The sequence below is a fragment of the Sphingobium phenoxybenzoativorans genome, from assembly GCF_001757355.1.
Taxonomy (GTDB): Bacteria; Pseudomonadota; Alphaproteobacteria; order Sphingomonadales; family Sphingomonadaceae; genus Sphingobium; species Sphingobium phenoxybenzoativorans.
On the sequence record NZ_MINO01000020.1, the window covers coordinates 1 to 22584 of the forward strand.

Here is a 22584-nt window from a genome sequence, read left to right on the forward strand (position 1 = left end):
GCGCTGCTTGGTTCCCTCGAAGATCGATAGCGCTGCGGACTTCGCCCCGGAGTTGAGCGTGCCGCCAGTTTCGCTGTCGACGATCCGCGTGGCTTCCAGCGCTTCGCGCAAATTAGCGTGAATGATCGCCCAGGCTTCGGCATAGGCATCGTAGATCGCGATCTGATCCTCGGTCAGGCAATGCTCGAGGATCTCATACTCGACACCGGCGAACGAAAGGGCCCGGGCGGTATAGAGGCCGACCGACTTGAGGTCCCGCGCGACGAGTTCCATCGCGGCGATGCCGCCGTCACGAATATCGGCGACGAAGGCCTCGCGATTGGCGAAAGCGGTTTCCGGACCCCAGAGCCCGAGGCGCGTCGCATATGCGAGGTTGTTGACGTCGGACGCACCAGTTGCCGAAGCGTAGAGCACCCTTACCCGGGGGAGGAGGTTTTGCAGGCGCACCCCGGCAATGCCCTGCTCCGATCCTTTGACTTTACCCCGAGATCCTTCGCCGCCAGCGGCATTGGCCATGGCGTGCGCTTCATCGAACACGATCACGCCGTCGAAATCCTCACCGGCCCAGGCGAGGATCTGGTCAAGGCGCGTTGCGTCATTTCGGCCCGAACGGAGGGTCGGGTAGGTGACGAAGAGAATGCCGTCGCGCATTGCGATGGGGGTGCACAGCTTCCAGGACGCCAGCGGCTGGATGTCGATCGGCAAACCGCCAAGGGCGGCCCAGTCGCGGCGCGCGTCTTCGAGCAGCGCCTCGTTCTTCGAAATCCAGATATGGCGGCGCTCGCCGCGCACCCAGCGATCGAGAATGACGCTCGCGACCTGGCGTCCTTTACCAGCGCCGGTGCCGTCCCCGAGGAAATAGCCCTGCCGGAAAACCTGACCTTCCGCCGAGGCCTTGAGCGAACAGCCCTTGTCCTCGGGTTCGAACCGACCGGGAAGATCTCGGGCATGAGCGCTTGCTGCGTAAATCAGAGTCTCTGCCTGGGCAGCAGACAGCAGCCCCTTAGCAACCAGCCCGTCGGGCAGCTGCGGCACAGCTCCGGGCATCGGCGCGGCGATCGAGCCCATGGCGACGGACTCGACGAGCGGCGTCGGATGCTTGGCCGCACCATCGATCACGATTCTGCTCGGGCGATAGGGCAAATAGTGGCCGACCTGAGGGGCAAGCGGTGCAGGGGTTTCGAGCGACCGGTAGGTGAGCGGCTTGATGGCGGAGGCTGCAGGAGTGATCCTTGCTGGTATCGGCAGCGGCCTGCGCGGCGCGGTCACCAAGCGAAACGGCGCACGGGCCGGAAGGCTAAAATGCTCTGGAACAGCGTCCAGGCTGCCGCGAGCCGGCAAGGCATCGACAAGCTCGACCAGCTGGCGAAAGTCGCTTGTTCGGATGGCGACAGGCTCATTGGAGCCTTCCACCTTGTCGAAGACCAACAGCCGCGTGGTGATGCCGGTGCCCTGCCTGGCAAACGCGCGTTCGACCGCGGCATTGAGCCGCAGCGAGATCGGTCCCTTAAGCCCCGCCAGGAACTTCGCGCAGTCGAACCATTCAGGCATGATCGCGACAAGCCGCCCCCCGGACGCCAGACGGTTCCAGGCCGACCGCAGATGGCGCGAGCCAGTGCGACTATCGTGCCCTCGCTCAATGCCGTGGGAATAGGGAGGGTTCATCAAGACGACGCTCGGGACGATGGCTGGATCGAGCAGTTCGTCGATCAGCTCAGCGTCATGGCCGGTCACTCTGGCCGCGGGGAACAAGGCGCTCAGGCAGTCGCGGCGAAGCGGCGAGATTTCGTTGAGATCAAGGCGCGAGCCTGCCTTGGCCGCCCAGACCGCGAGCATCCCGGTTCCGGCCGAGGGTTCCAGGACGAGCTCGCCTGTGGCCAGGGCACAGGCCCGGGCGGCAAGCCAGCCAACGCGCGGCGGTGTTGCGAACTGCTGCCATTCGATCTGCTCGTCGCTGCGATTTGTCTGTGTCGGCAGAACGGATTCCAACGCCGTAAACATCCGATCGGCGTCGGCTGCCGAATCGGCAAGGTCAATCTGTGGGGTGGCCTGCAGGAATTCGGTCTGAGCCAATTCCAACGCGATATGCGCATCGCGCACCGACCAGCGCCCTACTGCGTCTGTGCCCCCGAAATGATCGGTCAGAAGCGTATGCAACTGCCGACGCGTGATCGGTTCGCCGGATGCTAGGTTTGCGGCGATGGTGTGAGCAGCAAGCAGGACGAGCGGTTCAGATGGTGGGGGAAGCAAGAGAGCGGGAACAGAGCTGAGCATTTGGAACCTCCTGACGAAGCCCAGTCCACTGGCCGGGCTTCATCAGGACAAAAGCCTTCTCCCCTCTCTTCACGTCAGGTCTTGGACCGCAGCCACGCTTGCAAGGCGTCGTTCCAGTCTTTCCCGTGACCGCGCGGGCGACGCGTGATGATCGTTCGGTTCTCACAGGCGTAGGCGCTGCGCGCGCGTTCCTCGGCAATGTCGCCGCCTGCATCATGGTCGACGAACAGATGCAATTCGCTGACGCTTTCCGGGATCGACACGTGGCCAAAACGCTCATTGCCGAGCGAGGCCCAGCAAGGGATCTGGGTCAAGGCCTTGGCAGCGAGCGCGCTCTCGATACCTTCGGCAAGGCCGAGCCGCCCGTGGACAGGTTCGAAGAGGCGAACTGCGCCTGATGCCAAGCTCCCGAGTGCGCGCTTGGGGTTGGCGAAAGGGGGCACCGCGGGCCTCAGCGGGTTGAGAAACGTGCGGTGAATTCCGACCAGCCCATGATCCATCGTCACTGCCGCGATCAGAGCAGGCAAGTATTTCGTGTCCCCCTTCGGTCCGAGCGGGGTACGAGGGTGAAATCTGAGCGCGCGCGAGACGGCGCGGATGCCGCGGGCTTGGAGATAGGTCTTGGCGGGAGTACCGTCGAGTGGCGTTGCTTCACGCCAAATTCGCTCTGCAAACGCATGGTATGCTGGCTTGCCGACATTAACTCCTGGCTCGATTTCGATTTCCCCAGAAAAGAAGCTCCCCGGCGAAACACCTCGAGCGGCGAGTGCAGTCAGGACCTGATCCTGGCTGCAGCCCGCGAAACAATGAAAGAGGATGGCGCGTCGTCCCAGAGTTACACCGAGCGAGGGCGTTCGATCATCGTGGGCGGGACATCGCGCCATGCCCTTGGAGCCGGACCAATACCCTCCCAGCACCTCGCAAAGCTGCTTTGCTGCTGAAGCAAGGGACAAGCTGGTAGGACTGGATAACGCGTGGGACATGCGGCGCTCCTCAAGCTCTAAATACCGCCCCCTTGCGAGCGACCTCTCCTCCCGATCGCGCGCGTAATAGCACTTTCCTACACCCTTTTGTTCACTTTATGTTCCGTTTCGATTCGAGGCAATACGACGAGATGGATGATGATCAGATTTGGAAGGATCGGGGTGCTCCTGATGAGCGTTTCCGCGGTGCAGGTTTCAGCCCAAGCAGACACGCCATCCTTCGCGATATTCGAACATCGACCGACCCCTGTAGAGCCTGAGGCTGTCGAGCCGGCCATTCCGGTACACGGTGAGATGAACTTGAGTCTGCGCAAGGCGGCGTTCGCGCCCTCGTTCCGCGAGGTGATCTATTTGGCGAATGTGCGGGAGGCAGAGCTTCGATATGGCATACCCACTGGCTTGCTGCAGGCGTTGATCTGGACTGAATCGCGCTTCAATCCAATGGCGATCAGCCCCGCTGGTGCGGCGGGACTGGCGCAGCTGATGCCAGGCACGGCTCGCTACCTCGGCATCACGAACCGGCATGATCCTGTTGCGAGCATTGATGGCGGGGCACGCTACTTGCGCGAGATGCTGGACAAGTTTGGGCAGATACATCTCGCCCTCGCTGCCTATAATGCTGGACCTGGAGCGGTTTCGAGAGCTGGCGGCATTCCCAAAAACAGCGAGACGCCTGGCTATGTCCGCAGCGTGCTCGAACGATGGCAAGCAATTGGCTCGCGCATTTGAAAGGCGTTCGTCTATGGATAAATGAAGAAGCGATCGCTTGAGTAGGGAAGGCCAAGTTTGATGGCTCGAAAAGAAGGTCGAGGCCAAAAGGATGACAATGTCGTTCGCTTCGATTTCCGCGACAAGCTCATGAAGCAGCAAGGCAAGCGTCGGCGCAAGGAGTGGATGTTGGGTCTAGGCGCGTTCTCGATCGTATTCGCTGGAGGTATGTTGGCATTGAACTGGCCAGTGTCCGGTCTGACCTCGATCGGCCCCTCAGAACTCGCAAATAAGCTTTCGCTGATGGCCGGAAGCACCTCACCGCGCTTCGAGGTCTGCGGAATTACACGCCGCACCTGCGTCGTTGATGGAGATACCTTCTGGCTCGAGGGCGAGAAGATCAGGATCGCAGACATCGACACCCCCGAGATTAGCGAACCCAAGTGTGATTCTGAGTATCAGCTTGGTATGAAGGCGACTTACCGGCTTCGCGACCTGTTGAACGAAGGCGCTTTCAAGGTCCGGCCGATCGGAAACCGCGACGAAGACCGATTTGGGCGCAAACTCCGCGTCATTGTTCGGGGCGGCCAATCGCTTGGGGATCAGCTTGTGCGTGAGGGGCTAGCTCGCACATGGACCGGGCGTCGGGAACCGTGGTGCTGACAGTGACCATATTGCTGACCGGTCCTCATTGCGGGATTGATCAGTAGGATCCGACCAAATCTCGCCATTCCGCGGCAGACATTTGAAATTCCGCTCACGCTGAAACACGCCGTCGGCAGATATCTGAACATCCCGGCAGGGCCGCCCTATGAGTCGACGTGGCGAAGCGCTGAAAGGTAACCTTTGAGCGACGACATCTTTATCTGAACCCATCGGAGATGGGCCGATGATAGACTGGCGGGTTTCTCGTGATAAGCTTGCAGAATCCGCCCTCAAACAAATAATGAGCTAGGCACCGGGAGTGGCGTTGCCATTTTGTACCCTAATTGACATCCTTGCCCCATTACTATGACACTTGCGTCTGGCTTGATCTTGGGGGCGGGAATTAGATGCCTTGGGTAGCTGCGGGCCAAGACGCCCGAGGGAATAGCACCTATTCCACGTCCATATCAGTGGCACCACACGGAATAACAGGGAGCGCAGTTGCATGAGTCTCCTCCCCGACTGGTCCGGCCAAGTCAAACTGCCCCCAATCCCGCGCCGACGGCGGACAATCGGCGGGAATGCAGTGGTCCAGGCAGTATTCCCCGGCAGTTCTGCGCGCGGTCTTCGCTACGCTTCCGACGTACCCGGCCACGACCTGCTGCGGACGGATCTAAACTACCCGTTCAATGAGTTACTGATCCGGCGAAGTGGTGCGCGCCGCCGAGAAACCGACCTACCCACCGTCACTTGTTCGATCGACGAGTCCACGGGCATCATGTCGCTGGCCTGGGACGAAAGCGAGCCTTTTAAGGCCCATGCTGCCTCGCCCGAGGACGTTCTGAAGAATTGGGTCGGGAAGTTCGACTTCAAAACCGAAGATCCTCAGTTTGGTGTCGAAGGGTTAAGACCGCCTCAAACGGGTGCGCTGCACGCAATCTCCGCGCACTTCTCTGTCGGAAGTATCTTCGATCCGGCAACCATCGTTCTTCCGACTGGAACAGGCAAGACGGAAACCATGCTGGCGACACAAGTCTTTCGGCGGCTTACCCGCACGATGGTCCTTGTCCCGAGTGATGCGCTGCGCTCCCAAATCGCCCGCAAATTCGAATCTCTTGGCGAGTTGCCCAGGCTCGGGATCGTTCCCGTCGATATAGCACGGCCGCGCGTGGCCATATTAACGACGGGAGTTGGGACGGTAGAGGAAGCTGAACAGATACTTCTGAATGCAAACGTGATCGTCACTTTGCCGCAAACGCTGGAAGCGTCCGATCCTGCGGCGAAAGCCGCTCTCATTGGGGGATGCTCGGACCTCATGGTCGATGAGGCCCACCACGTGACAGCCTCAACCTGGTCTGCGATCAAGATGGGCTTCGAGAAGAAACGGGTCGTGCAATTTACCGCCACACCTTTCCGGCGAGACAAGGCTCGAATCGACGGGAAGATCATCTTCAACTTCAAGCTCGGCGATGCCCAGGCCGCCGGCTATTACAAGCCCATCAACCTCGTAACCATCGAGGAATATGGGGATCAGGAGACGCGCGACCGTCGGATCGCGGGCGAGGCGCTTGCTGCACTTCGCCGGGATCGTGAGAAACTCGGGCTCGACCATCTGTTGATGGCTCGCGCGAAAACAAAGGACCGCGCGGAGGACCTCATCAAGATCTATGCGGAACTCGCGCCGGAGTACCAAGCGGTGGTGGTGTATTCCGGTGCCGGCACGGCACGGGCAAATCGTGAGGCGCTGGCCCGCCTTGTGGACCGCAGCGACGACGGGGCCCGCATCGTAGTCGCAGTAAACATGCTGGGCGAGGGATATGACCTGCCCAACCTGAAAGTTGCAGCGCTGCACGACACCCACAAGTCGCTCGCAATCACGCTGCAGTTTGTCGGACGCTTTACGCGAAAGGGAAATACTGGTCAGATTGGCGATGCGACTGTGATTGCAAACATCGCAGATCCAGAAATGGAGCGGAAGCTCTCAGCATTGTACGCGGAGGGGGCCGATTGGGATGTTATCATCCGCCGCCTTAGCGAAGACAGGATAAATCAAGAGGTCCGTCTGCAAGATGTCGTCGAGGAACTGCGCGGTGCGGGCGACCTCCATATGCGCTTTGCCCTTTGGAATCTTCGACCATCGCTTTCGACGCAGTTCTTCCGGACTTCTTGCGACGAGTGGAATCCACAGTTGTATGCTGAAGTCCTAGGAAAGGATACCGAGACTTGGCATGCCCTTGATGAGAAACAGAACGTTCTGGTTGCCGTGGTTCGGCGGCTCGCGGCAATTGGTTGGGGCAACTATCAGGACGACGTGGACGTCCTCCACGATCTTGTAATTATTAGGTGGGACAAGGAAGCTGGTGTCCTCTGCCTGTTCGCCAGCGACTATTCTGCGATGCGATCCGAGCGAATGGCCACGGTCATAACCGACGAGCGCACAGTTCCAATCTCTGGCCGTCCCATTTTTCGGATCCTGAACAACGTCGAACTGCCGCTCGCGAAGAGCCTCGGCTCATCACGCATCGGCGCCATCAGCTTCACCTCTTACTTCGGTCCCAACGTTACCGAGGGGCTTGCAATGATTGAAAAGCGGGAGTCTGAACTGAACAACATCGCATGTCTCGGATACGAGAACGGCGAACGGGTGCTCTGGGGAGCCGCTCAGCGACGGGGTAAGGTATGGCAGCAGCGGTCTGGCAATGTTGCCGAATGGATCGATTGGACCCGCGCTACTTGGGCGAAGGTGCAACAGCAGAACGGTGACGAGAGCAACATCGTCGAGGATTTCCTGCGACCTGAGAAGATCGATGCCCCTTGGTCTTCACCGCCCATCGCAGCCATGTGGGGCGAACAGGCACAGCTACGCCTCAACGATAGGCAGGCCGTCACATTCGATGGGGCGACAGTGCCGCTGTACCTGGTCGATCTGGCAATCGACGAACCTGATGCCGATGGAGCCATTCCAATCCATATTCAATCCGGCCAATTAGATTCTGTCTACCGCCTTCGAATTGATGCCAAGCTGCCCAAGGGATATGAACACGAGCATGTTTCGGGGCCGGAAGTGCGCTTCCGCAAGGGGAACGATGCCCCTATTGCGCTCGAGGAATATCTTCAAAAAGATCCTTTTCTAATCCGCTATGCTGATGGCACCTACTCCTACAATTGCTACCATATCCCAGTTCGGCTGGACGCTGGACAGTTCGACAAATCCCGGCTGGAATCTTGGGATTGGAGCGGCATCCCACTCAATCGCGAGTCAGCCGGCAAACTGGTCGACCGTTCCACCATCCAATATCACACTTTTCAGCAAATTGAGGCCGAGTTCGACGTCGTTTTCAATGACGACGGCTCTGGCGAAGCGGCAGATCTCGTATGCCTCAAAGACGTCGACGAGGAAACGATCCGTCTGTGTCTTGTACATTGTAAGAACGCGCACGGCGGTGCTGTTACTCAAGACATCCGCAACTTCTATACCGTCTGCGGCCAGGCTCAAAAAAGCATCGTAGCAAAACATCAGGGCCTGCCGAGACTCTATCACGACCTAAAACGCCGCCATGAACTCTGGGCGCAGGACGGCTACACACGTTTTCTCAAGGGGGGAATGAAAGAACTGTCCTATTTCAAGGAGAAGGCGAGGCGCGCGCGCCTCCGGTTCGAGATGATACTCGTTCAGCCCGGCGCATCGGCATCAAACATGAACAACGACGCCCTTCTGCTGCTGGGCACGACCGAGCTATATCTCAAAAAAACCACCGAGGCCGAACTACGAGTAATTGTTTCGCCCTAGGGAAAATAGACCACGGACCGTCTGGGGGATCATACATCACTGGACGCTCCAATTAGTGGCCGCGGCCCGCAGGAATGTCCCAGTTCCAGCTAAATCCGAAAGGTGTTCACATCCTCGTCAGGCTCTTCCAGCAAACGCACCCTTGATGACCTTCCCGCCATCACGGATGGTATCGAGGTAGTCGCTCCACCACTGCGCCATGCGGACGCGCTCATCCCAGTGTTTGCCGCGGTGATAAACGCCGCGAACGGCATTGCTGTCACCGTGCGCCAAGCCGCGTTCAATCGCATCCGGATTCCAGAGGCCGCTTTCGTTCAGCATGGTGGAGGCCGTAGCCCGAAGACCATGCGCGGTGACTTCGTCCTTCGTGAAGCCCATTCGTCGGAAAGCGGCGTTCAAGGTGTTTTCGCTCATCGGGCGGACGGAGGCGCGGGCTGACGGAAACACGTACCCTTCAGTGCCGACCATCTCGGCAAGTTCTTTGAGATACCCGACTACCTGTTTGGACAACGGCACGGCATGAGGGCGGCGCGCCTTCATCTTTCCCTCTGGGATGCGCCAGACCCCTTCTTCGAGGTCGATCTCCTTCCAATCGGCATGCCGCAACTCCCCAGGGCGTACAAAGACATGGGGTGCGATGAGCAAGGCGTACCTGGTGATGAAGTTGCCAGTGTAGTCCTGGATTGCGCGCAGCAGTCCGCCGAGATCCTTCGGCTCAAGAATCGCTGCATAGTGCTTTGCCTTGGGCGTGATCAGCGCCCCGCGGAGCATCGTCGTCGGGTCGCCTTTGCAGCGCGTCGTGGCAACCCCATAGCGAAACACGCGGCTCGCAAAGGATCGGGTCTTTTTGGCGGTCTCGTGCTTGCCCTTCGCTTCGAGGCGCTTGAGGGGAGCCAGCACCTCGAACGGCTCAATCTCATCGATCGGGCGGCTGCCGATGGCATCCGTCAACTGGTCGAGGAAGAAGTTGGCCTTGATGATGGTCGCATCCGCCCGACCGTTCTGGACCATCATCTCATCAATGTACTCGCGTGCCACCGCCTCGAATGTCTGGGCGGAAAGGAATTCCGAACGGATCTTCTGCTTGCGCTTCTCCATCGCCGGGTCACCGCCCGCCGCAACTTTGACCCGCGCCTCATAGGCCGCTTGGCGTGCGTCCTTGATATTGATTTCGGGATAGGAGCCGATCGAGAGCTTCTTTTCAACGGTGCCGATTCGATAGCGGAATCGCCAGAGTTTTCCGCCCGATGGGGATACCTCGATGTACAATCCGCGGTCGTCGGCGACCTTGTACGGTTTGTCCTTTGGCTTGAGTGCGCGAAGCCGGGTTTCGGTCAGAGGCATGGGCGGGCCTTTTCCCAATGTGGTTTTCGCAAAGGCCCGCAAAAGGCCCGCAAAAATGTGCGGAACCCCCGAGAAAAGGCGGGACGATCCGGCACGATCCAAGGGCCAATTCCCTTGGATTTCTGCGGGTTTAATACACTTGCTGGGTTCTTCTGAGAAGAACAAATGGTGCCCAGAAGAGGACTCGAACCTCCACGACCTTGCGATCGCCAGCACCTGAAGCTGGTGCGTCTACCAATTCCGCCATCTGGGCACGGGGTAGGCGGGGGCGATTAGCCGCTAGGGTGTCGCCTTGTCAATCGCAGCGCGGCCAAATATTTGCCGCCGCCGTCCCGCGCCCGGTTGTCTCGCGCCGCCGCCTGTTGCAAGGGGGGAGGCGGGAGAGACGAAGACGCTCATTGGCAAGGACACGGACTCCATCATGACGAACGGTTTGGTGACAATTTTCGGCGGCGGCGGGTTTCTCGGCCGTTATGTGGTGCAAGAGCTGCTGGCGCGCGGCGTGCGGGTCCGCGTGGCGGAGCGCAACCCGTCGAGCGCGATGCGCGTGAAAACGCTGGGGGGGCTGGGGCAGGTGCAACTGGTCTCGGCCGATATCACCAAGCCTGCAAGCGTCGCCCGCGCCGTTGAGGGCGCTGATGCAGTGATAAACCTGGTCGGCATCCTGAACGGGGCCTTCGCCAAGGTGCATGTCGAGGGCGCGGCGAACGTGGCGAAGGCGGCGGCGCAGGCCGGGGCAACGGCGCTGGTCCATATTTCCGCCATCGGGGCGGACCCAGAAAGCCCTTCCGCCTATGGCAAAAGCAAAGGGGAAGGCGAGGGTGTCGTGCGGTCCGCATTCCCTGCGGCGACCATCATCCGCCCGTCGATCATTTTCGGCCGGGAGGACCAGTTCACCAACCGGTTTGCGCAGATCGTCCGCATGGCGCCAATGGTGCCTGTTATCGGCGCGGCCACCAAATTCCAGCCTGTCTATGTCGTTGATGTTGCTCACGCAATCGCCTCCGCCGCGCTTGAGCCGGCGTATCAGGGCAAGCTGTATGAACTGGGCGGCCCGGAGGTGTTGAGCATGCTCGACATCAACGCGCTGATCGCCAAGATCATCGGCCGGCCGGAGCGCAGTTTCCTGCCAATCCCCGCGCCGATTGCGACGGTGATTGCGACGGTGCCTGGCGGTCCGCTGACCCGCGATCAATGGAAGATGCTGCAGAAGGACAATGTCGTCGCGCCCGGCGCGATCGGCCTTGCGGACTTCGGCATCGCGCCGACGCCGATCGCCGCGGTGGCGGACGCCTGGCTGGTGCTGTATCGCCGGCATGGCCGGTTCGCGGGCCGGGTGAAAGCCTGAAAATCCTGACGTTGCATTCCCCTAAACGGCCGACCGTATGAATAGGCCGCGCCTAAAGGAGCTCATCCCTGCATGGACATGCATTATCTGACCATCGTCCTGCTCGGCATTGTCGAGGGTCTGACGGAATTCCTGCCGGTGTCCTCCACGGGGCACCTCATTCTGGCGAGCGAACTGCTGGGCTATGACTCCGCGCAGTGGGCGATGTTCAATGTCATCATTCAGCTTGGCGCGATCCTGGCGGTGGTCGTGCTTTACTGGCGGACCTTCTGGGCTGTGGCCATGGGCTTGCTCCAGGGCAATCCGGTATCCTGGCGGTTCCTGCGCAACCTGGTGATCGCGTTCATCCCCGCCGCCCTGATCGGACTGGCGCTGCACGACAAGATCGAGATCCTGCTGGGCGAACCGAAGGTCGTCGCTGTGGCCCTGATCATCGGCGGCATCGCCATCCTGATCATAGAGCGGCTGATCAAGAGCGCGACGATTGTCGGCATTGCTGAAATCCCGCTGATCCGGGTGGTCGGCATCGGCCTTATCCAGTGCATATCGATGATACCGGGCGTCAGCCGGTCCGGCGCGACGATCATGGGCGCCCTGACATTGGGCGTGGAGCGGCGCACCGCGGCGGAGTTCAGCTTCTTCCTCGCGATCCCGACCATGTTGGGCGCGACGACGCTGGAACTGATCAAGAACCATGACAAGATCACCACTGGCGGCGTGAGCTGGTTCGACATCGGCATCGGTTTCGTGGTGTCGTTCATCGTCGCCATTCTGGTCATCAAATGGTTTGTCGGCATTGTTTCCAAGCATGGATTTGGCCCCTTTGCCTGGTACCGAATCGTGGCGGGCGCCGCCGCCCTCATCTGGCTCACGATGAAGTAGGTCCGATACGGACATTTATTCAGCAATAATATGTCGCTAAGATGAACATAATCGCGGGATGATCCGTTATTTAGGTAAGATATACTGTCGTTAAAGTCATTATTCCCGTGACTCCCGCGGTTTTCCGCGCTATTCCAGCGCGCGAAACGAAGGGAGCGCACATGGCTGACAGTCCTATGTTGAAATTTGTCGGAACCGGACAGGCGTATCCCGAAAAACGCGCCGCCGATGACCGGGCGGGCGACTTCAATGAGATCAGCCGCACCTTCGTAACGGAGAAGGCGGAGGAGCAGGCTTCGCGTTGCTCGCAATGCGGCGTGCCCTATTGCTCAACCCATTGCCCGCTGCACAATCATATTCCCGACTGGTTGCGCCTGACAGCGGAAGGCCGCCTGCGCGAAGCCTATGAGCTGAGCAACCAGACCTCCACCATGCCGGAAATTTGCGGCCGCATCTGTCCGCAGGATCGCCTGTGCGAAGGCAATTGCGTCATCGAGTTTTCCGGCCATGGCGCTGTGACCATCGGCAGCGTGGAAAAATACATCACGGACACCGCCTGGAAAGAAGGCTGGGTCGAGCCGCTTGTGCCGGGTGCTGACCGGGGCCAGTCCGTCGGCATCATCGGCGCAGGCCCGGCCGGGCTGACTACGGCGGAATATCTGCGCGCCGCAGGATATGAAGTGCATGTCTATGACCGGCATGACCGGGCGGGCGGCCTGCTGACCTATGGCATCCCTGGCTTCAAGCTGGAGAAGGACATCGTGATGCGGCGTGTCCAGCGCCTGAAGGATGGCGGCATCATCTTCCACGAAGGGTTTGAAGTCGGCCGCGACGCGACGATGGAGCAATTGCGCGAGAAGCATGACGCCATCCTGATCGCCACGGGCGTCTACAAGGCGCGCGACATCCGCGCGCCCGGCGTCGGCGCGCCCGGCGTTGTCAAGGCGCTCGATTTCCTGACCGCCTCCAACAAGGCGAGCTTTGGCGACCATGTGCCGGAGCATGAGGATGGATCGCTGTACGCCAAGGGCAAGAATGTTGTCGTGATCGGCGGCGGCGACACGGCCATGGACTGCGTGCGCACCTCCATCCGCCAGGGCGCCAAGTCAGTGAAGTGCCTTTATCGCCGCGACCGGGACAATATGCCGGGATCGCAGCGCGAGGTCGCCAATGCGGAGGAAGAAGGCGTTGAGTTCGTCTGGCTCACCGCGCCGATCGCCTTTGAGGGCACGGACAAGGTGACCGGCGTCAAGGTGACCAAGATGCGCCTGGGCCAGCCCGACGCCTCCGGCCGCCGCGCGCCCGAGCCCGATCCGGGCAGCGAGTTCAGCCTGGAGGCTGATCTGGTGATCAAGGCGCTGGGTTTCGACCCTGAAGAACTGCCCCGCCTGTTCGGCGCGGAGGACCTGTCGGTGACCCGCTGGGGCACGCTACGCGTCGACCATCGCACGATGATGACGTCGCTGGACGGCGTGTTCGCGGCTGGCGACATCGTGCGCGGCGCAAGCCTTGTCGTCTGGGCGATCCGCGACGGCCGCGACGTGACCGACCATATGCACGCCTATCTGAAGGCAAAGGCTGCGGCGAAGGCGGGCGAGAGGGTCGCGGCGTGACCGTAAGGGGGGGCTTTGCCGCATTGATCCTGACATGCGGAGTATTTGCCGCGCCCGTTTATGGGCAAGCGAATATCTCCCCATTCCCGGCGTCATCAGCTTCTCCCAACGCGCCAAAGAAAGTTGTGGCCACAGCCGCCACGCGCGCACAAGCGTTGAAACTCGCCGAAATTCTGAACAGCGAAGCAATTACGCGGCGTCAGATCGAGCGCGCTTACACCATCACCATGCCTGTTCTCATAAAGAACAGACCTGAATTTCAGGAAATTGAGAAGTTATATCCCGGCATATCGGATATTGCGGTTAAGGCGGAACGGGAAATCATCGAACCCGAAACTATCGCAAATCTGCCAAAATTGCATCAGGTGATAGCAAATGTTTACGCCGACTATTTAACGGCGGCCGACATCGCAGCCGTTACAGAATTTTACGGCAGTCCTACTGGGGCGAAGGCATTATCCGCCGCTACGGAGGGCAATGACCTCTCACACATGATCGAGAAGAATCTCAGCGGCCAGGAACCAAATGTGGTGGCTGATGACGTTCGGCAGATGGCAGGGGGCGCTGCGCCGCAATTTTTGGCCAACTTGAATGGTGAAGACCGGAAAAAGCTGATTTCTTTTGGGCTTTCTTCAAGCGGGCGTGCGTGGCGGGCTATTCAACCGCTGATACTTCAAGCCGTAGCCGACCAAGCGAATGTCACAAACAGATCAACAGCGATGAATGTTGCGGCTGAACATGTGCTGTCGGCCATCACCGATTACATCAAGCAGCAGGACGCGAACCAGAGCGTAGGCGCGGCCGCCGCCAAATGATTTTGCGTTGTGAGCATTATTTCGAATGCGTGACGAACTTAGCTCACCCATTCGTTGAGAAGGATGGATGATATGACCAATTTTTACACATCCACTGAAGCAGAACGCCTCCGTATTGCCGAAGAAGGCATGTACCGCCCCGATTTCGAGGGCGACGCCTGTGGCGTTGGCCTGGTTGCCGCGACGGACGGCAAGCCTTCCCGCCGGGTCGTGGCGAGCGCGATCGACGCATTGAAGGCTGTGTGGCATCGCGGCGCGGTAGACGCAGACGGCAAGACGGGCGATGGCGCGGGCATCCATGTCGACCTGCCGGTGCGCTTCTTCGACGATGCGATCGCCGACGCGGGGCACAAGCCCCTGCCCAACCGGCTGGCCGTTGGCATGGTGTTCCTGCCGCGCACCGACCTTAGCGCGCAGGAAACCTGCCGTACGCTGGTCGAGGCGGAGATCATCGATTCCGGGTACAAGATCTACGGCTGGCGCCAAGTGCCGGTCGATGTGTCGGTGATCGGTGAGAAGGCGCAGCGCACGCGCCCGGAAATCGAGCAGATCATGATCGCCGGGCCGATGCCCGAAGAACTGGACATGGCGGAGTTCGAGAAGGAACTCTACCTGATCCGCCGCCGCATCGAGAAGAAGGTGATCGCGGCGCAGATCAACGATTTCTACATCTGCTCGCTGTCCTGCCGCTCGATCATCTACAAGGGGCTGTTCCTCGCCCAGTCGCTGTCGGTCTTTTACCCGGACCTGCAGGACGACCGGTTCGAGAGCCGCGTCGCGATCTTCCACCAGCGCTATTCGACCAACACTTTCCCGCAATGGTGGCTGGCCCAGCCGTTTCGCACGCTCGCCCATAATGGCGAGATCAACACGATCCGCGGCAACAAAAACTGGATGAAAAGCCACGAGATCAAGATGGCTTCGCTGGCCTTTGGCGAGCAGTCGGAGGATATCAAGCCGGTGATCCCGGCGGGCGCGTCCGATACGGCGGCGTTGGACGCGGTGTTCGAGGCGATCTGCCGGGCGGGCCGCGATGCGCCGACCGCGAAGATCATGCTCGTTCCGGAGGCATGGCAGCAGAGCCTGGGCGAGACGCCGGAATCGCATCTGCACATGTATAATTATCTCGCGTCGGTCATGGAGCCGTGGGATGGCCCCGCCGCGCTGGCGATGACCGATGGCCGCTGGGTGGTTGCGGGCGTCGACCGCAACGCGCTGCGTCCGTTGCGCTATACGCTGACGGCCGACAATCTGCTGATCGTGGGTTCGGAAACCGGCATGGTCGTCGTTCCCGAAGCGACGGTGATGCGCAAGGGCCGCCTGGGACCGGGCGAGATGATCGCCGTCGATCTGCTGGAGGGCGAGGTTTATGACGACCGGTCGATCAAGGACCGGATCGCGTCGGAGCGGCCCTATGCCGATCTGGTGCGGGACTTCCTGTATGTCGACGATCTTCCGCCCGCTTCGCCCGATGCCTTGCCGTCCTGGAACAAGGCGGAGCTGACCCGCCGGCAGATCGCCGCGAACCTGACGCTGGAGGATCTTGAACTGATCCTCTCGCCCATGGTCGAGGACGCCAAGGAAGCCGTGGGCTCGATGGGCGACGACACGCCGCTGGCCGTCATCTCGGACAAGCCGCGGACGATCAGCCATTTCTTCCGCCAGAATTTCAGCCAGGTCACAAACCCGCCGATCGATTCCCTGCGCGAGCGGCACGTGATGAGCCTGAAAACGCGCTTCTCCAACCTTGCCAATATCCTGCAGGAGGAGACGCAGAACAGCCATGTGCTGGTGCTGGATTCGCCTGTCCTGACATCGGCTGACTGGACGCGGCTGAAGGCGCATTTCGGCCAGTCCGTGGCGGACATCGATTGCACCTTCCCGGCGGAAGGCGGCCATGAGCAGCTTCGCGGCGCCATCGAGCGCATCCGCGAGGAGGCCGAGCAGGCCGTGCGCGAAGGACGCACCGAACTGTTCCTGACCGATGAGAATATCGGGCCGGACCGGGTCGGCATCGCCATGGTGCTGGCCGCCGCCGCCGTGCACACGCATCTGGTGCGCAAGGGGCTGCGCTCCTACGCCTCCATCAATGTGCGGTCGGCCGAGTGCGTCGATACCCATTATTTCGCGGTGCTGATCGGCGTGGGCGCGACCACGGTGAACGCCTATCTGGCCGAAGCGTGCATTGCGGACCGGCAAGCGCGCGGCCTGTTTGGCGATATGGATGTCGACGCCTGCATCAACCGCTACCGCATCGCCGTCAACGAGGGCCTGCTGAAGATCATGTCCAAGATGGGCATTGCGGTCATCAGCTCTTATCGCGGCGGCTATAATTTCGAAGCGGTGGGCTTGTCCCGCGCGCTGGTGAACGACCTGTTCCCCGGCATGCCGTCGAAGATTTCGGGCGAGGGCTATACCTCGCTGCACTTCAACGCGACGTTGCGGCATGAGGCGGCCTATGACGAGGCGGTGGTGAAGCTGCCCATCGGCGGTTTCTATCGCCAGCGGAATGGCGGGGAGAGCCACGCCTATTCCGCGCAGCTCATGCACTTGCTGCAGACGGCGGTCGCGACCGACAGCTACTCCACCTATCTGCAATTCTCGCGCGGGGTGCGGGACCTGCCGCCGGTCTATCTGCGCGACCTGATGGAGTTCAACTTCGCGCGGGAGGCTGTGCCGATCGACGAGGTTGAGGCGATCACCGAAATCCGCAAGCGCTTCGTGACGCCGGGCATGTCGCTGGGCGCGCTGTCGCCGGAGGCGCATGAGACGCTGGCGATCGCCATGAACCGCATCGGCGCCAAGGCCGTGTCGGGCGAAGGCGGCGAGGATGCGATCCGCTTCAAGCCCTATGAGAATGGCGACAACGCCAATTCGGTGATCAAGCAGATCGCGTCGGGCCGCTTCGGCGTCCATGCGGAATATCTGGGGTCCGCCGAGGAGATTGAGATCAAGGTCGCGCAGGGCGCCAAGCCCGGCGAGGGTGGCCAGTTGCCCGGTTTCAAAGTGACCGAGTTCATCGCCCGCCTGCGCCATTCGACGCCGGGCGTGATGCTGATCTCCCCGCCGCCGCATCACGACATCTATTCGATCGAGGATCTGGCGCAGCTCATTTACGACTGCAAGCAGATCAACCCGCGCGCGCGCGTCTGCGTAAAGCTGGTGAGTCAGGCCGGCATCGGCACGGTCGCAGCGGGCGTGGCGAAGGCGCATGCGGACGTCATCCTGATCGCTGGCCATGTCGGCGGCACTGGCGCATCCCCGCAGACCAGCATCAAATACGCTGGCACGCCGTGGGAAATGGGCCTGTCCGAAGCCAATCAGGTGCTGACGCTCAACGGCCTGCGTCATCGAGTGAAGCTGCGCACCGATGGCGGGCTCAAGACCGGCCGCGATATCGTCATCGCCGCGATCCTGGGCGCGGAGGAGTTCGGCATCGGCACGCTCTCGCTGGTCGCCATGGGTTGCATCATGGTGCGGCAGTGCCACAGCAATACCTGCCCCGTGGGCGTGTGCGTGCAGGACGAGAAGCTGCGCGCCAAGTTCACCGGCACGCCGGAGAAGGTCATCAACCTGATGACCTTCATCGCCGAGGAAGTGCGGGAGATCGTCGCGCGTCTGGGCTTCCGCAGCCTGGACGAGATTGTCGGACGCACCGAGCTGCTGCGGCAGGTCAGCCGTGGCGCGGAGCATCTCGACGATCTGGACCTCAACCCCATCCTCGCCAAAGTGGACGCGCCCGACCATGAGCGCCGCTTCACCCTGGACGCATGGCGCAACGAGGTGCCCGACAGCCTGGACGCACAGATATTGAACGACGCCAAGGCGGTGTTCGAGCGTGGCGAGAAGATGCAACTCACCTACACCGTGCGGAATACCCACCGCGCGGTCGGCACGCGGCTGTCCGCCAAGATCACCGAGAAGTTCGGCATGTCATCGCTCGCCGACGGCCATGTCACGGTGCGCTTGCGCGGATCGGCCGGGCAGTCGCTGGGCGCTTTTCTGTGCAAGGGCATCAAGCTGGAGGTGTTCGGCGATTCCAACGACTATGTGGGCAAGGGCCTGTCGGGCGGCATCATCGCCGTGCGGCCGATGGTCTCCACCCCGCTGGACAGCCGCCACAACACGATCATCGGCAACACCGTCCTCTACGGTGCGACCAGCGGCAAGCTGTTCGCGGCGGGGCAGGCCGGCGAGCGCTTCGCCGTCCGCAACTCGGGCGCAGAGGTTGTTGTCGAAGGCTGCGGCGCCAATGGCTGCGAATATATGACCGGCGGCACGGCAGTCATTCTGGGCGACACCGGCGCGAATTTCGGCGCGGGCATGACCGGCGGCATGGCGTTCATCCTGGACGAGCATGGCGTATTCCCGTCGCGCGCGAACCCGGAAAGCATCGTCTGGCAACGGCTGGACAGCGTCTATTGGGAAACCCGGCTGAAGGCGCTGATCGCCGAACATGCCGTGGCGACCGACAGCCGCTGGTCGCATACCCTGCTCGACGATTGGGATCGCTGGCGGGATCATGTCTGGCAGGTGTGCCCGAAGGAGATGATCAGCCGTCTGGAATATCCGCTGAGCGATCGCGAGGAAGCGGTCGCCGCGGAATAGGGCCGCCTATCGCCGTTTATTGTTGTTGTGCAGGCCGGGCTGGTTCGACCATCCCGGCCGCGCCGGGCGCTGCCTTTTTGACGGTCGCCACGACGGTGGGCGGCGCTGCGGCTCCATGCTCCGCGCCGTCCCCCTGCGCCTCATAGTCGCGCAGGGCGGGGTCGTTCTCGCCGATGGCGTAGGCGTCCCCCATCATATTCCGCTCCGCCAAAGTGGGACCGCAGCCCTTGCACACAATCTCGTCCGGGGTGGGCGGCAGGTCGCCGCCATCGGCGGGGTTGAGGTTGCTCACGGATGTATCGGACAGCGCCTGTTCGTCGCTTCCGGCCTCTGCCTGCGTATTTTCGTAACCGCGCAGATCCTGCCACACGCCGCCGCCGAACCGGCCGCCCGCAAAGCCGCCAAGGCCATAACCGGCCGCGATGCTGAGCAGCATTACCGCTCCGCCAACGATCCAGAATCTTGAAGACATTAACGCATCTCTCCAGCGACTCCATCCTATCACCTCAACCGTCCCCGCGCATTGGGGTTCCGGTGGGCGGCCTGCATCCGATAGTTCAGAATGGCGCAGTCCGGTGGAGATAGGAAGCGGAATAGGGCGGGGCGGCATAGAGCGCGCTTCCCGTGCAGCGTCGAAAAATCATGCGCCCGCATGTCTGGAGAAATCTCATTTGCCCAAAGGGCGATGGCGTTATCCGCGCATCTCTGTGACGACGCGGCCCGCTAATTTCTGACGCATCACTACCGGAAACAGGAGGAGTGGGCGAGTGATCTTGGATAACGCTCCTAGAGAGGTTTCTGGATGCTTCGCAAACTCTTGTTTTCATCAACGATTCTGCTCGTCCCCACGCTTGGCGCCCCGATTGTCAATGCGCAGGAGGCAAGTTCGGCGCCGGATGAGGCTGCATCCGGCCAGCCCTCCAAGATCGAAGATATCGTCGTAACCGCGCAGCGGCAGACGTCGAGTGTCCAGCAAACGCCTCTGGCGATCACAGCGGTCGAAGGCGACACGCTTAAAGATCGCGGCATCGCCGACATTGACGCGCTGACACGCGCGATCCCGAATGTGAACTTCTCTCGCCTTGGCGGAGACGCGCGGATATTCATTCGCGGTATCGGCCTTGAGGGCGTTGATGCAGGCGCAGACGGCCGCGTTGCGGTCTATACCGACGATGTCGTCAATGCGCGTTCGCAGGCGGCTCTCGGTTCCCTGTTCGACATCAACCGCATCGAGGTGCTTCGCGGGCCGCAGGGCACGCTATACGGACGCAATGCCACGGCGGGCGCGATCAACATCATTTCCAATGACCCGACCGATATATTGGATGGCTATGCCGCCCTCACTGCGGGCAACTATAAACTGATCCGCACCGAAGGCGCGATCAGTGGTCCCTTGTCCGACACGGTTTCGGCGCGCTTCGCTTTCCAGACCAACGACCGCGACGGCTTTGGCAGGAACATCATGACGGGTAATCCCGTCGATAGCGAACGCAGCAGGGCGGCGCGCGTGAAGCTGCGTTTTGAGCCGTCGGACACGTTCCACCTTACCCTGACCGGCGATTATCGGTGGGAGAATGACAATGCGGGCGGCTACGCCTTCGTCCGGTTCAACCCCTATTATGTCGATGTCAATGTCGCCAACGGCTTCGTGCATCCCGAAAGCCGGCGTGATCGCGCTGGCCTGGACCAGCTCTTTTACATGGAGAATTACGGGCTGACCGCGAACGCCGTTCTGGAGCTTGCCGACGGTCTGCAACTCACCTCCATTACCGGATATCGTCATGTCGATCAGGCAAGCAGCCTGAGCGGCGACGATTCAACCGCGCTGACCACCTCCTATGACGTGGCGACAGGGGCCAACCAATGGACCCAGGAACTGCGCGTCTCGCTGCAGCGTAGGCCGATCGACCTTGTGGCGGGCGGCTATTATTTCCATGAGAAGAACAGCTTCAGGCTGAATTTCGGCGTTTCGCCTCTGGTGTTCGGAGGCGCCGCATCGCCGCTGTATCAGGGCTTTGGCCAGGGCGGTCTGCAAAAGACCGACGCCTATGCGGCCTTTGCCCAGGCGACCGTGCATCTTACCGACAGGCTCGGCGTAGATATCGGCGCGCGGTACAGCTACGAAAAGCGCAGCATCACGCGCTATAATCAGCTCGATTTCGTCAATCTTTTCAATATCGACACCCCGCTGGTTGTCGGTTGCTCAGCTCCGTCGCTCACCGGCTTCATCCCCGGAGTAACGAGCTGCAGCACCAGCGGCGCGGACAGCGCATCCTGGTCGTCCTTCGATCCGAAGGCCACGATCCATTATCAGGTGGCCGATGGCATCATGGCCTATGCGACCTATTCGCGCGGCTTCAAGAGCGGCGGTTATGACCTGACCCAGTTGAGGCCGGCCTATAATCCGGAGCGGCTGACCAATTATGAGGCGGGCATCAAAGCCGACCTGTTCGATCGCCGGGTCCGCGTCAATCTGTCCGGTTTCTATTATAATTACAGCAATCTGCAGATCACCATTCTTGAATTTGAGCCTCCGGCGCCGGGACCGGTGACCCTCAACGCCGCAAAGGCGCGGCTTTATGGCGCGGAAGCGGAAATCATAGCGGTTCCGGTCGATGACCTCCGGCTGGGCTTCAACCTTGCCTGGCTGCACAGCGAGTATCGCGAGCTTTCGGACAATAACCAGTTTACTGGGCAACTGGAAAATCTCGCCGGGAACCAGTTGACGTCCGCGCCGAAATACAAGCTGGTCGGCGAAGTCGGCTACACCTTCCACCCCGGCTTTGCCGATATCACGCCCCGCGCGGAATTGAGCTGGATCAGCAAGATCCAATTTTCCCAGTTCAATTTCGATTTCCAGTCGCAGCCCGCCCGCTGGGAGCTGAACCTCTATCTCGATGTCGTGCGCAAGGATGACTGGACGATCAGCGCCTACGGCCGGAACGTGACCAACAAGCTCTATTATCTTGGCGAAATCGTGCCCGCGCCTTTCACCGGCGCGCCAGTGCTGGGCATGCCCGCCGCACCGGCGACTTTTGGCCTGTCAGTCACGAAGCGCTTCTAGACGCGCGAAAGCGTGAGGAGAAACAGATCAATGTATAACCATAATATGGTCGGGTCGAACGATGTGGCGGCGTCGAAGAAATTCTATGACGCGACCTTTCAGGCGATAGGCGGCGCGGCGGGGACCATCAATCCCAATGGCCGCGTCATCTACACCCATAATGACGGGATGTTCCTGGTCTCCGCGCCGCGGAACGGAGAGCCGGCCACCGTTGGCAATGGCTGCACCATCGGTTTTGCGATGGAGAGCGTCGCACAGGTCGATGCCTGGCACCGGGCAGGCGTGGAAAATGGCGGAGCGGCGATCGAGGACCCGCCGGGTGTCCGCGAAGGCAGTGGCGGGACATGGTATCTTGCCTATCTGCGCGATCCGACGGGCAACAAGCTTTGCGCGGCGCACCGCCTGGCATGAGCGGTTGAGGTGTCCGCAATGGAACACTGGGTTGCTGAAAGGCGAATTGGTCCATCCTGCGGGCTGCTGGTAAATTGGCACGGCAAGCCAGAGCGGCGA

General features: G+C 60.9%; 14 protein-coding genes and 1 tRNA gene. 10 read left to right on the forward strand and 5 right to left on the reverse strand.

Annotated features, from left to right (window positions below; translation table 11 throughout):
* Both BHQ40_RS11705 and BHQ40_RS25090 read right to left on the reverse strand, forming a co-directional pair.
* Positions 1–2274 (reverse strand): strawberry notch-like NTP hydrolase domain-containing protein (locus BHQ40_RS11705; RefSeq protein WP_171905839.1); only part of this gene is annotated, 2274 nt, incomplete at its 3' end.
* 74 nt (positions 2275–2348) lie between these two features.
* Positions 2349–3257, reverse strand: a complete 909-nt coding sequence (locus BHQ40_RS25090) for a DUF7146 domain-containing protein (protein ID WP_083276872.1) — start codon at positions 3255–3257, stop codon at positions 2349–2351.
* 171 nt (positions 3258–3428) lie between these two features.
* Here BHQ40_RS25090 and BHQ40_RS11715 point away from each other — a divergent pair, with 171 nt between their 5' ends.
* The 3 genes from BHQ40_RS11715 (at position 3429) to BHQ40_RS11725 (ending at position 8400) form a co-directional block, all read left to right on the forward strand.
* A complete protein-coding gene (locus tag BHQ40_RS11715) occupies positions 3429–3986 on the forward strand; it encodes a lytic transglycosylase domain-containing protein (protein ID WP_253183340.1) in 558 nt (185 codons plus the stop codon).
* Between the two features lie 60 nt (positions 3987–4046).
* The gene (locus BHQ40_RS26695; protein WP_253183341.1) at positions 4047–4628 is read left to right on the forward strand and encodes a thermonuclease family protein; all 582 of its coding nucleotides are present in this window, start codon (positions 4047–4049) and stop codon (positions 4626–4628) included.
* 487 nt (positions 4629–5115) lie between these two features.
* Positions 5116–8400, forward strand: a complete 3285-nt coding sequence (locus tag BHQ40_RS11725) for a DEAD/DEAH box helicase (protein WP_070156092.1) — start codon at positions 5116–5118, stop codon at positions 8398–8400.
* 117 nt (positions 8401–8517) lie between these two features.
* Here the strand turns inward: BHQ40_RS11725 and BHQ40_RS11730 are convergent, their stop codons facing one another.
* Positions 8518–9744, reverse strand: coding sequence for a tyrosine-type recombinase/integrase (locus BHQ40_RS11730; protein WP_070156093.1), 1227 nt, complete (start codon positions 9742–9744; stop codon positions 8518–8520).
* 166 nt (positions 9745–9910) lie between these two features.
* Positions 9911–9997, reverse strand: a tRNA-Leu gene (locus BHQ40_RS11735).
* A gap of 168 nt (positions 9998–10165) precedes the next feature.
* Between BHQ40_RS11735 and BHQ40_RS11740 the strand changes: the two genes are divergently transcribed.
* The 5 genes from BHQ40_RS11740 to gltB all read left to right on the forward strand — a co-directional run bounded on the left by BHQ40_RS11740 (position 10166) and on the right by gltB (position 19010).
* Entirely contained in the window at positions 10166–11092 is a 927-nt protein-coding gene (locus tag BHQ40_RS11740) for a complex I NDUFA9 subunit family protein (RefSeq protein ID WP_070156094.1), read from the forward strand.
* A gap of 72 nt (positions 11093–11164) precedes the next feature.
* Positions 11165–11974, forward strand: a complete 810-nt coding sequence (locus BHQ40_RS11745) for an undecaprenyl-diphosphate phosphatase (protein ID WP_070156095.1) — start codon at positions 11165–11167, stop codon at positions 11972–11974.
* A gap of 161 nt (positions 11975–12135) precedes the next feature.
* Entirely contained in the window at positions 12136–13587 is a 1452-nt protein-coding gene (locus BHQ40_RS11750; protein WP_070156096.1) for an NAD(P)-dependent oxidoreductase, read from the forward strand.
* A gap of 23 nt (positions 13588–13610) precedes the next feature.
* Positions 13611–14402: a DUF2059 domain-containing protein gene (locus BHQ40_RS11755; protein WP_139139286.1), complete on the forward strand. Its 792-nt coding sequence runs from the start codon at positions 13611–13613 to the stop codon at positions 14400–14402.
* Between the two features lie 72 nt (positions 14403–14474).
* Entirely contained in the window at positions 14475–19010 is a 4536-nt protein-coding gene (gltB, locus tag BHQ40_RS11760) for a glutamate synthase large subunit (RefSeq protein ID WP_435593915.1), read from the forward strand.
* 16 nt (positions 19011–19026) lie between these two features.
* Here the strand turns inward: gltB and BHQ40_RS11765 are convergent, their stop codons facing one another.
* The gene (locus BHQ40_RS11765) at positions 19027–19482 is read right to left on the reverse strand and encodes a hypothetical protein (RefSeq protein WP_139139287.1); all 456 of its coding nucleotides are present in this window, start codon (positions 19480–19482) and stop codon (positions 19027–19029) included.
* A gap of 330 nt (positions 19483–19812) precedes the next feature.
* Here BHQ40_RS11765 and BHQ40_RS11770 point away from each other — a divergent pair, with 330 nt between their 5' ends.
* Positions 19813–22074 (forward strand): TonB-dependent receptor, encoded by a 2262-nt coding sequence (locus tag BHQ40_RS11770; protein ID WP_070156100.1) that lies wholly within the window; start codon positions 19813–19815, stop codon positions 22072–22074.
* A 30-nt stretch (positions 22075–22104) separates the two neighbouring features.
* The gene (locus BHQ40_RS11775; RefSeq protein WP_070156101.1) at positions 22105–22485 is read left to right on the forward strand and encodes a VOC family protein; all 381 of its coding nucleotides are present in this window, start codon (positions 22105–22107) and stop codon (positions 22483–22485) included.
* The last annotated feature ends 99 nt before the right edge of the window (positions 22486–22584 follow it).

What these genes read in the sequence shown, in the direction of transcription:
- BHQ40_RS25090 (WP_083276872.1), bottom strand. Translation starts at nt 3,257, where the DNA reads ATGTCCCACGCGTTATCCAGTCCTACCAGCTTGTCCCTTGCTTCAGCA.
- BHQ40_RS11715 (WP_253183340.1), top strand. Translation starts at nt 3,429, where the DNA reads ATGAGCGTTTCCGCGGTGCAGGTTTCAGCCCAAGCAGACACGCCATCC.
- BHQ40_RS26695 (WP_253183341.1), top strand. Translation starts at nt 4,047, where the DNA reads ATGGCTCGAAAAGAAGGTCGAGGCCAAAAGGATGACAATGTCGTTCGC.
- BHQ40_RS11725 (WP_070156092.1), top strand. Translation starts at nt 5,116, where the DNA reads ATGAGTCTCCTCCCCGACTGGTCCGGCCAAGTCAAACTGCCCCCAATC.
- BHQ40_RS11730 (WP_070156093.1), bottom strand. Translation starts at nt 9,744, where the DNA reads ATGCCTCTGACCGAAACCCGGCTTCGCGCACTCAAGCCAAAGGACAAA.
- BHQ40_RS11740 (WP_070156094.1), top strand. Translation starts at nt 10,166, where the DNA reads ATGACGAACGGTTTGGTGACAATTTTCGGCGGCGGCGGGTTTCTCGGC.
- BHQ40_RS11745 (WP_070156095.1), top strand. Translation starts at nt 11,165, where the DNA reads ATGGACATGCATTATCTGACCATCGTCCTGCTCGGCATTGTCGAGGGT.
- BHQ40_RS11750 (WP_070156096.1), top strand. Translation starts at nt 12,136, where the DNA reads ATGGCTGACAGTCCTATGTTGAAATTTGTCGGAACCGGACAGGCGTAT.
- gltB (WP_435593915.1), top strand. Translation starts at nt 14,475, where the DNA reads ATGACCAATTTTTACACATCCACTGAAGCAGAACGCCTCCGTATTGCC.
- BHQ40_RS11765 (WP_139139287.1), bottom strand. Translation starts at nt 19,482, where the DNA reads ATGTCTTCAAGATTCTGGATCGTTGGCGGAGCGGTAATGCTGCTCAGC.
- BHQ40_RS11770 (WP_070156100.1), top strand. Translation starts at nt 19,813, where the DNA reads ATGCTTCGCAAACTCTTGTTTTCATCAACGATTCTGCTCGTCCCCACG.
- BHQ40_RS11775 (WP_070156101.1), top strand. Translation starts at nt 22,105, where the DNA reads ATGTATAACCATAATATGGTCGGGTCGAACGATGTGGCGGCGTCGAAG.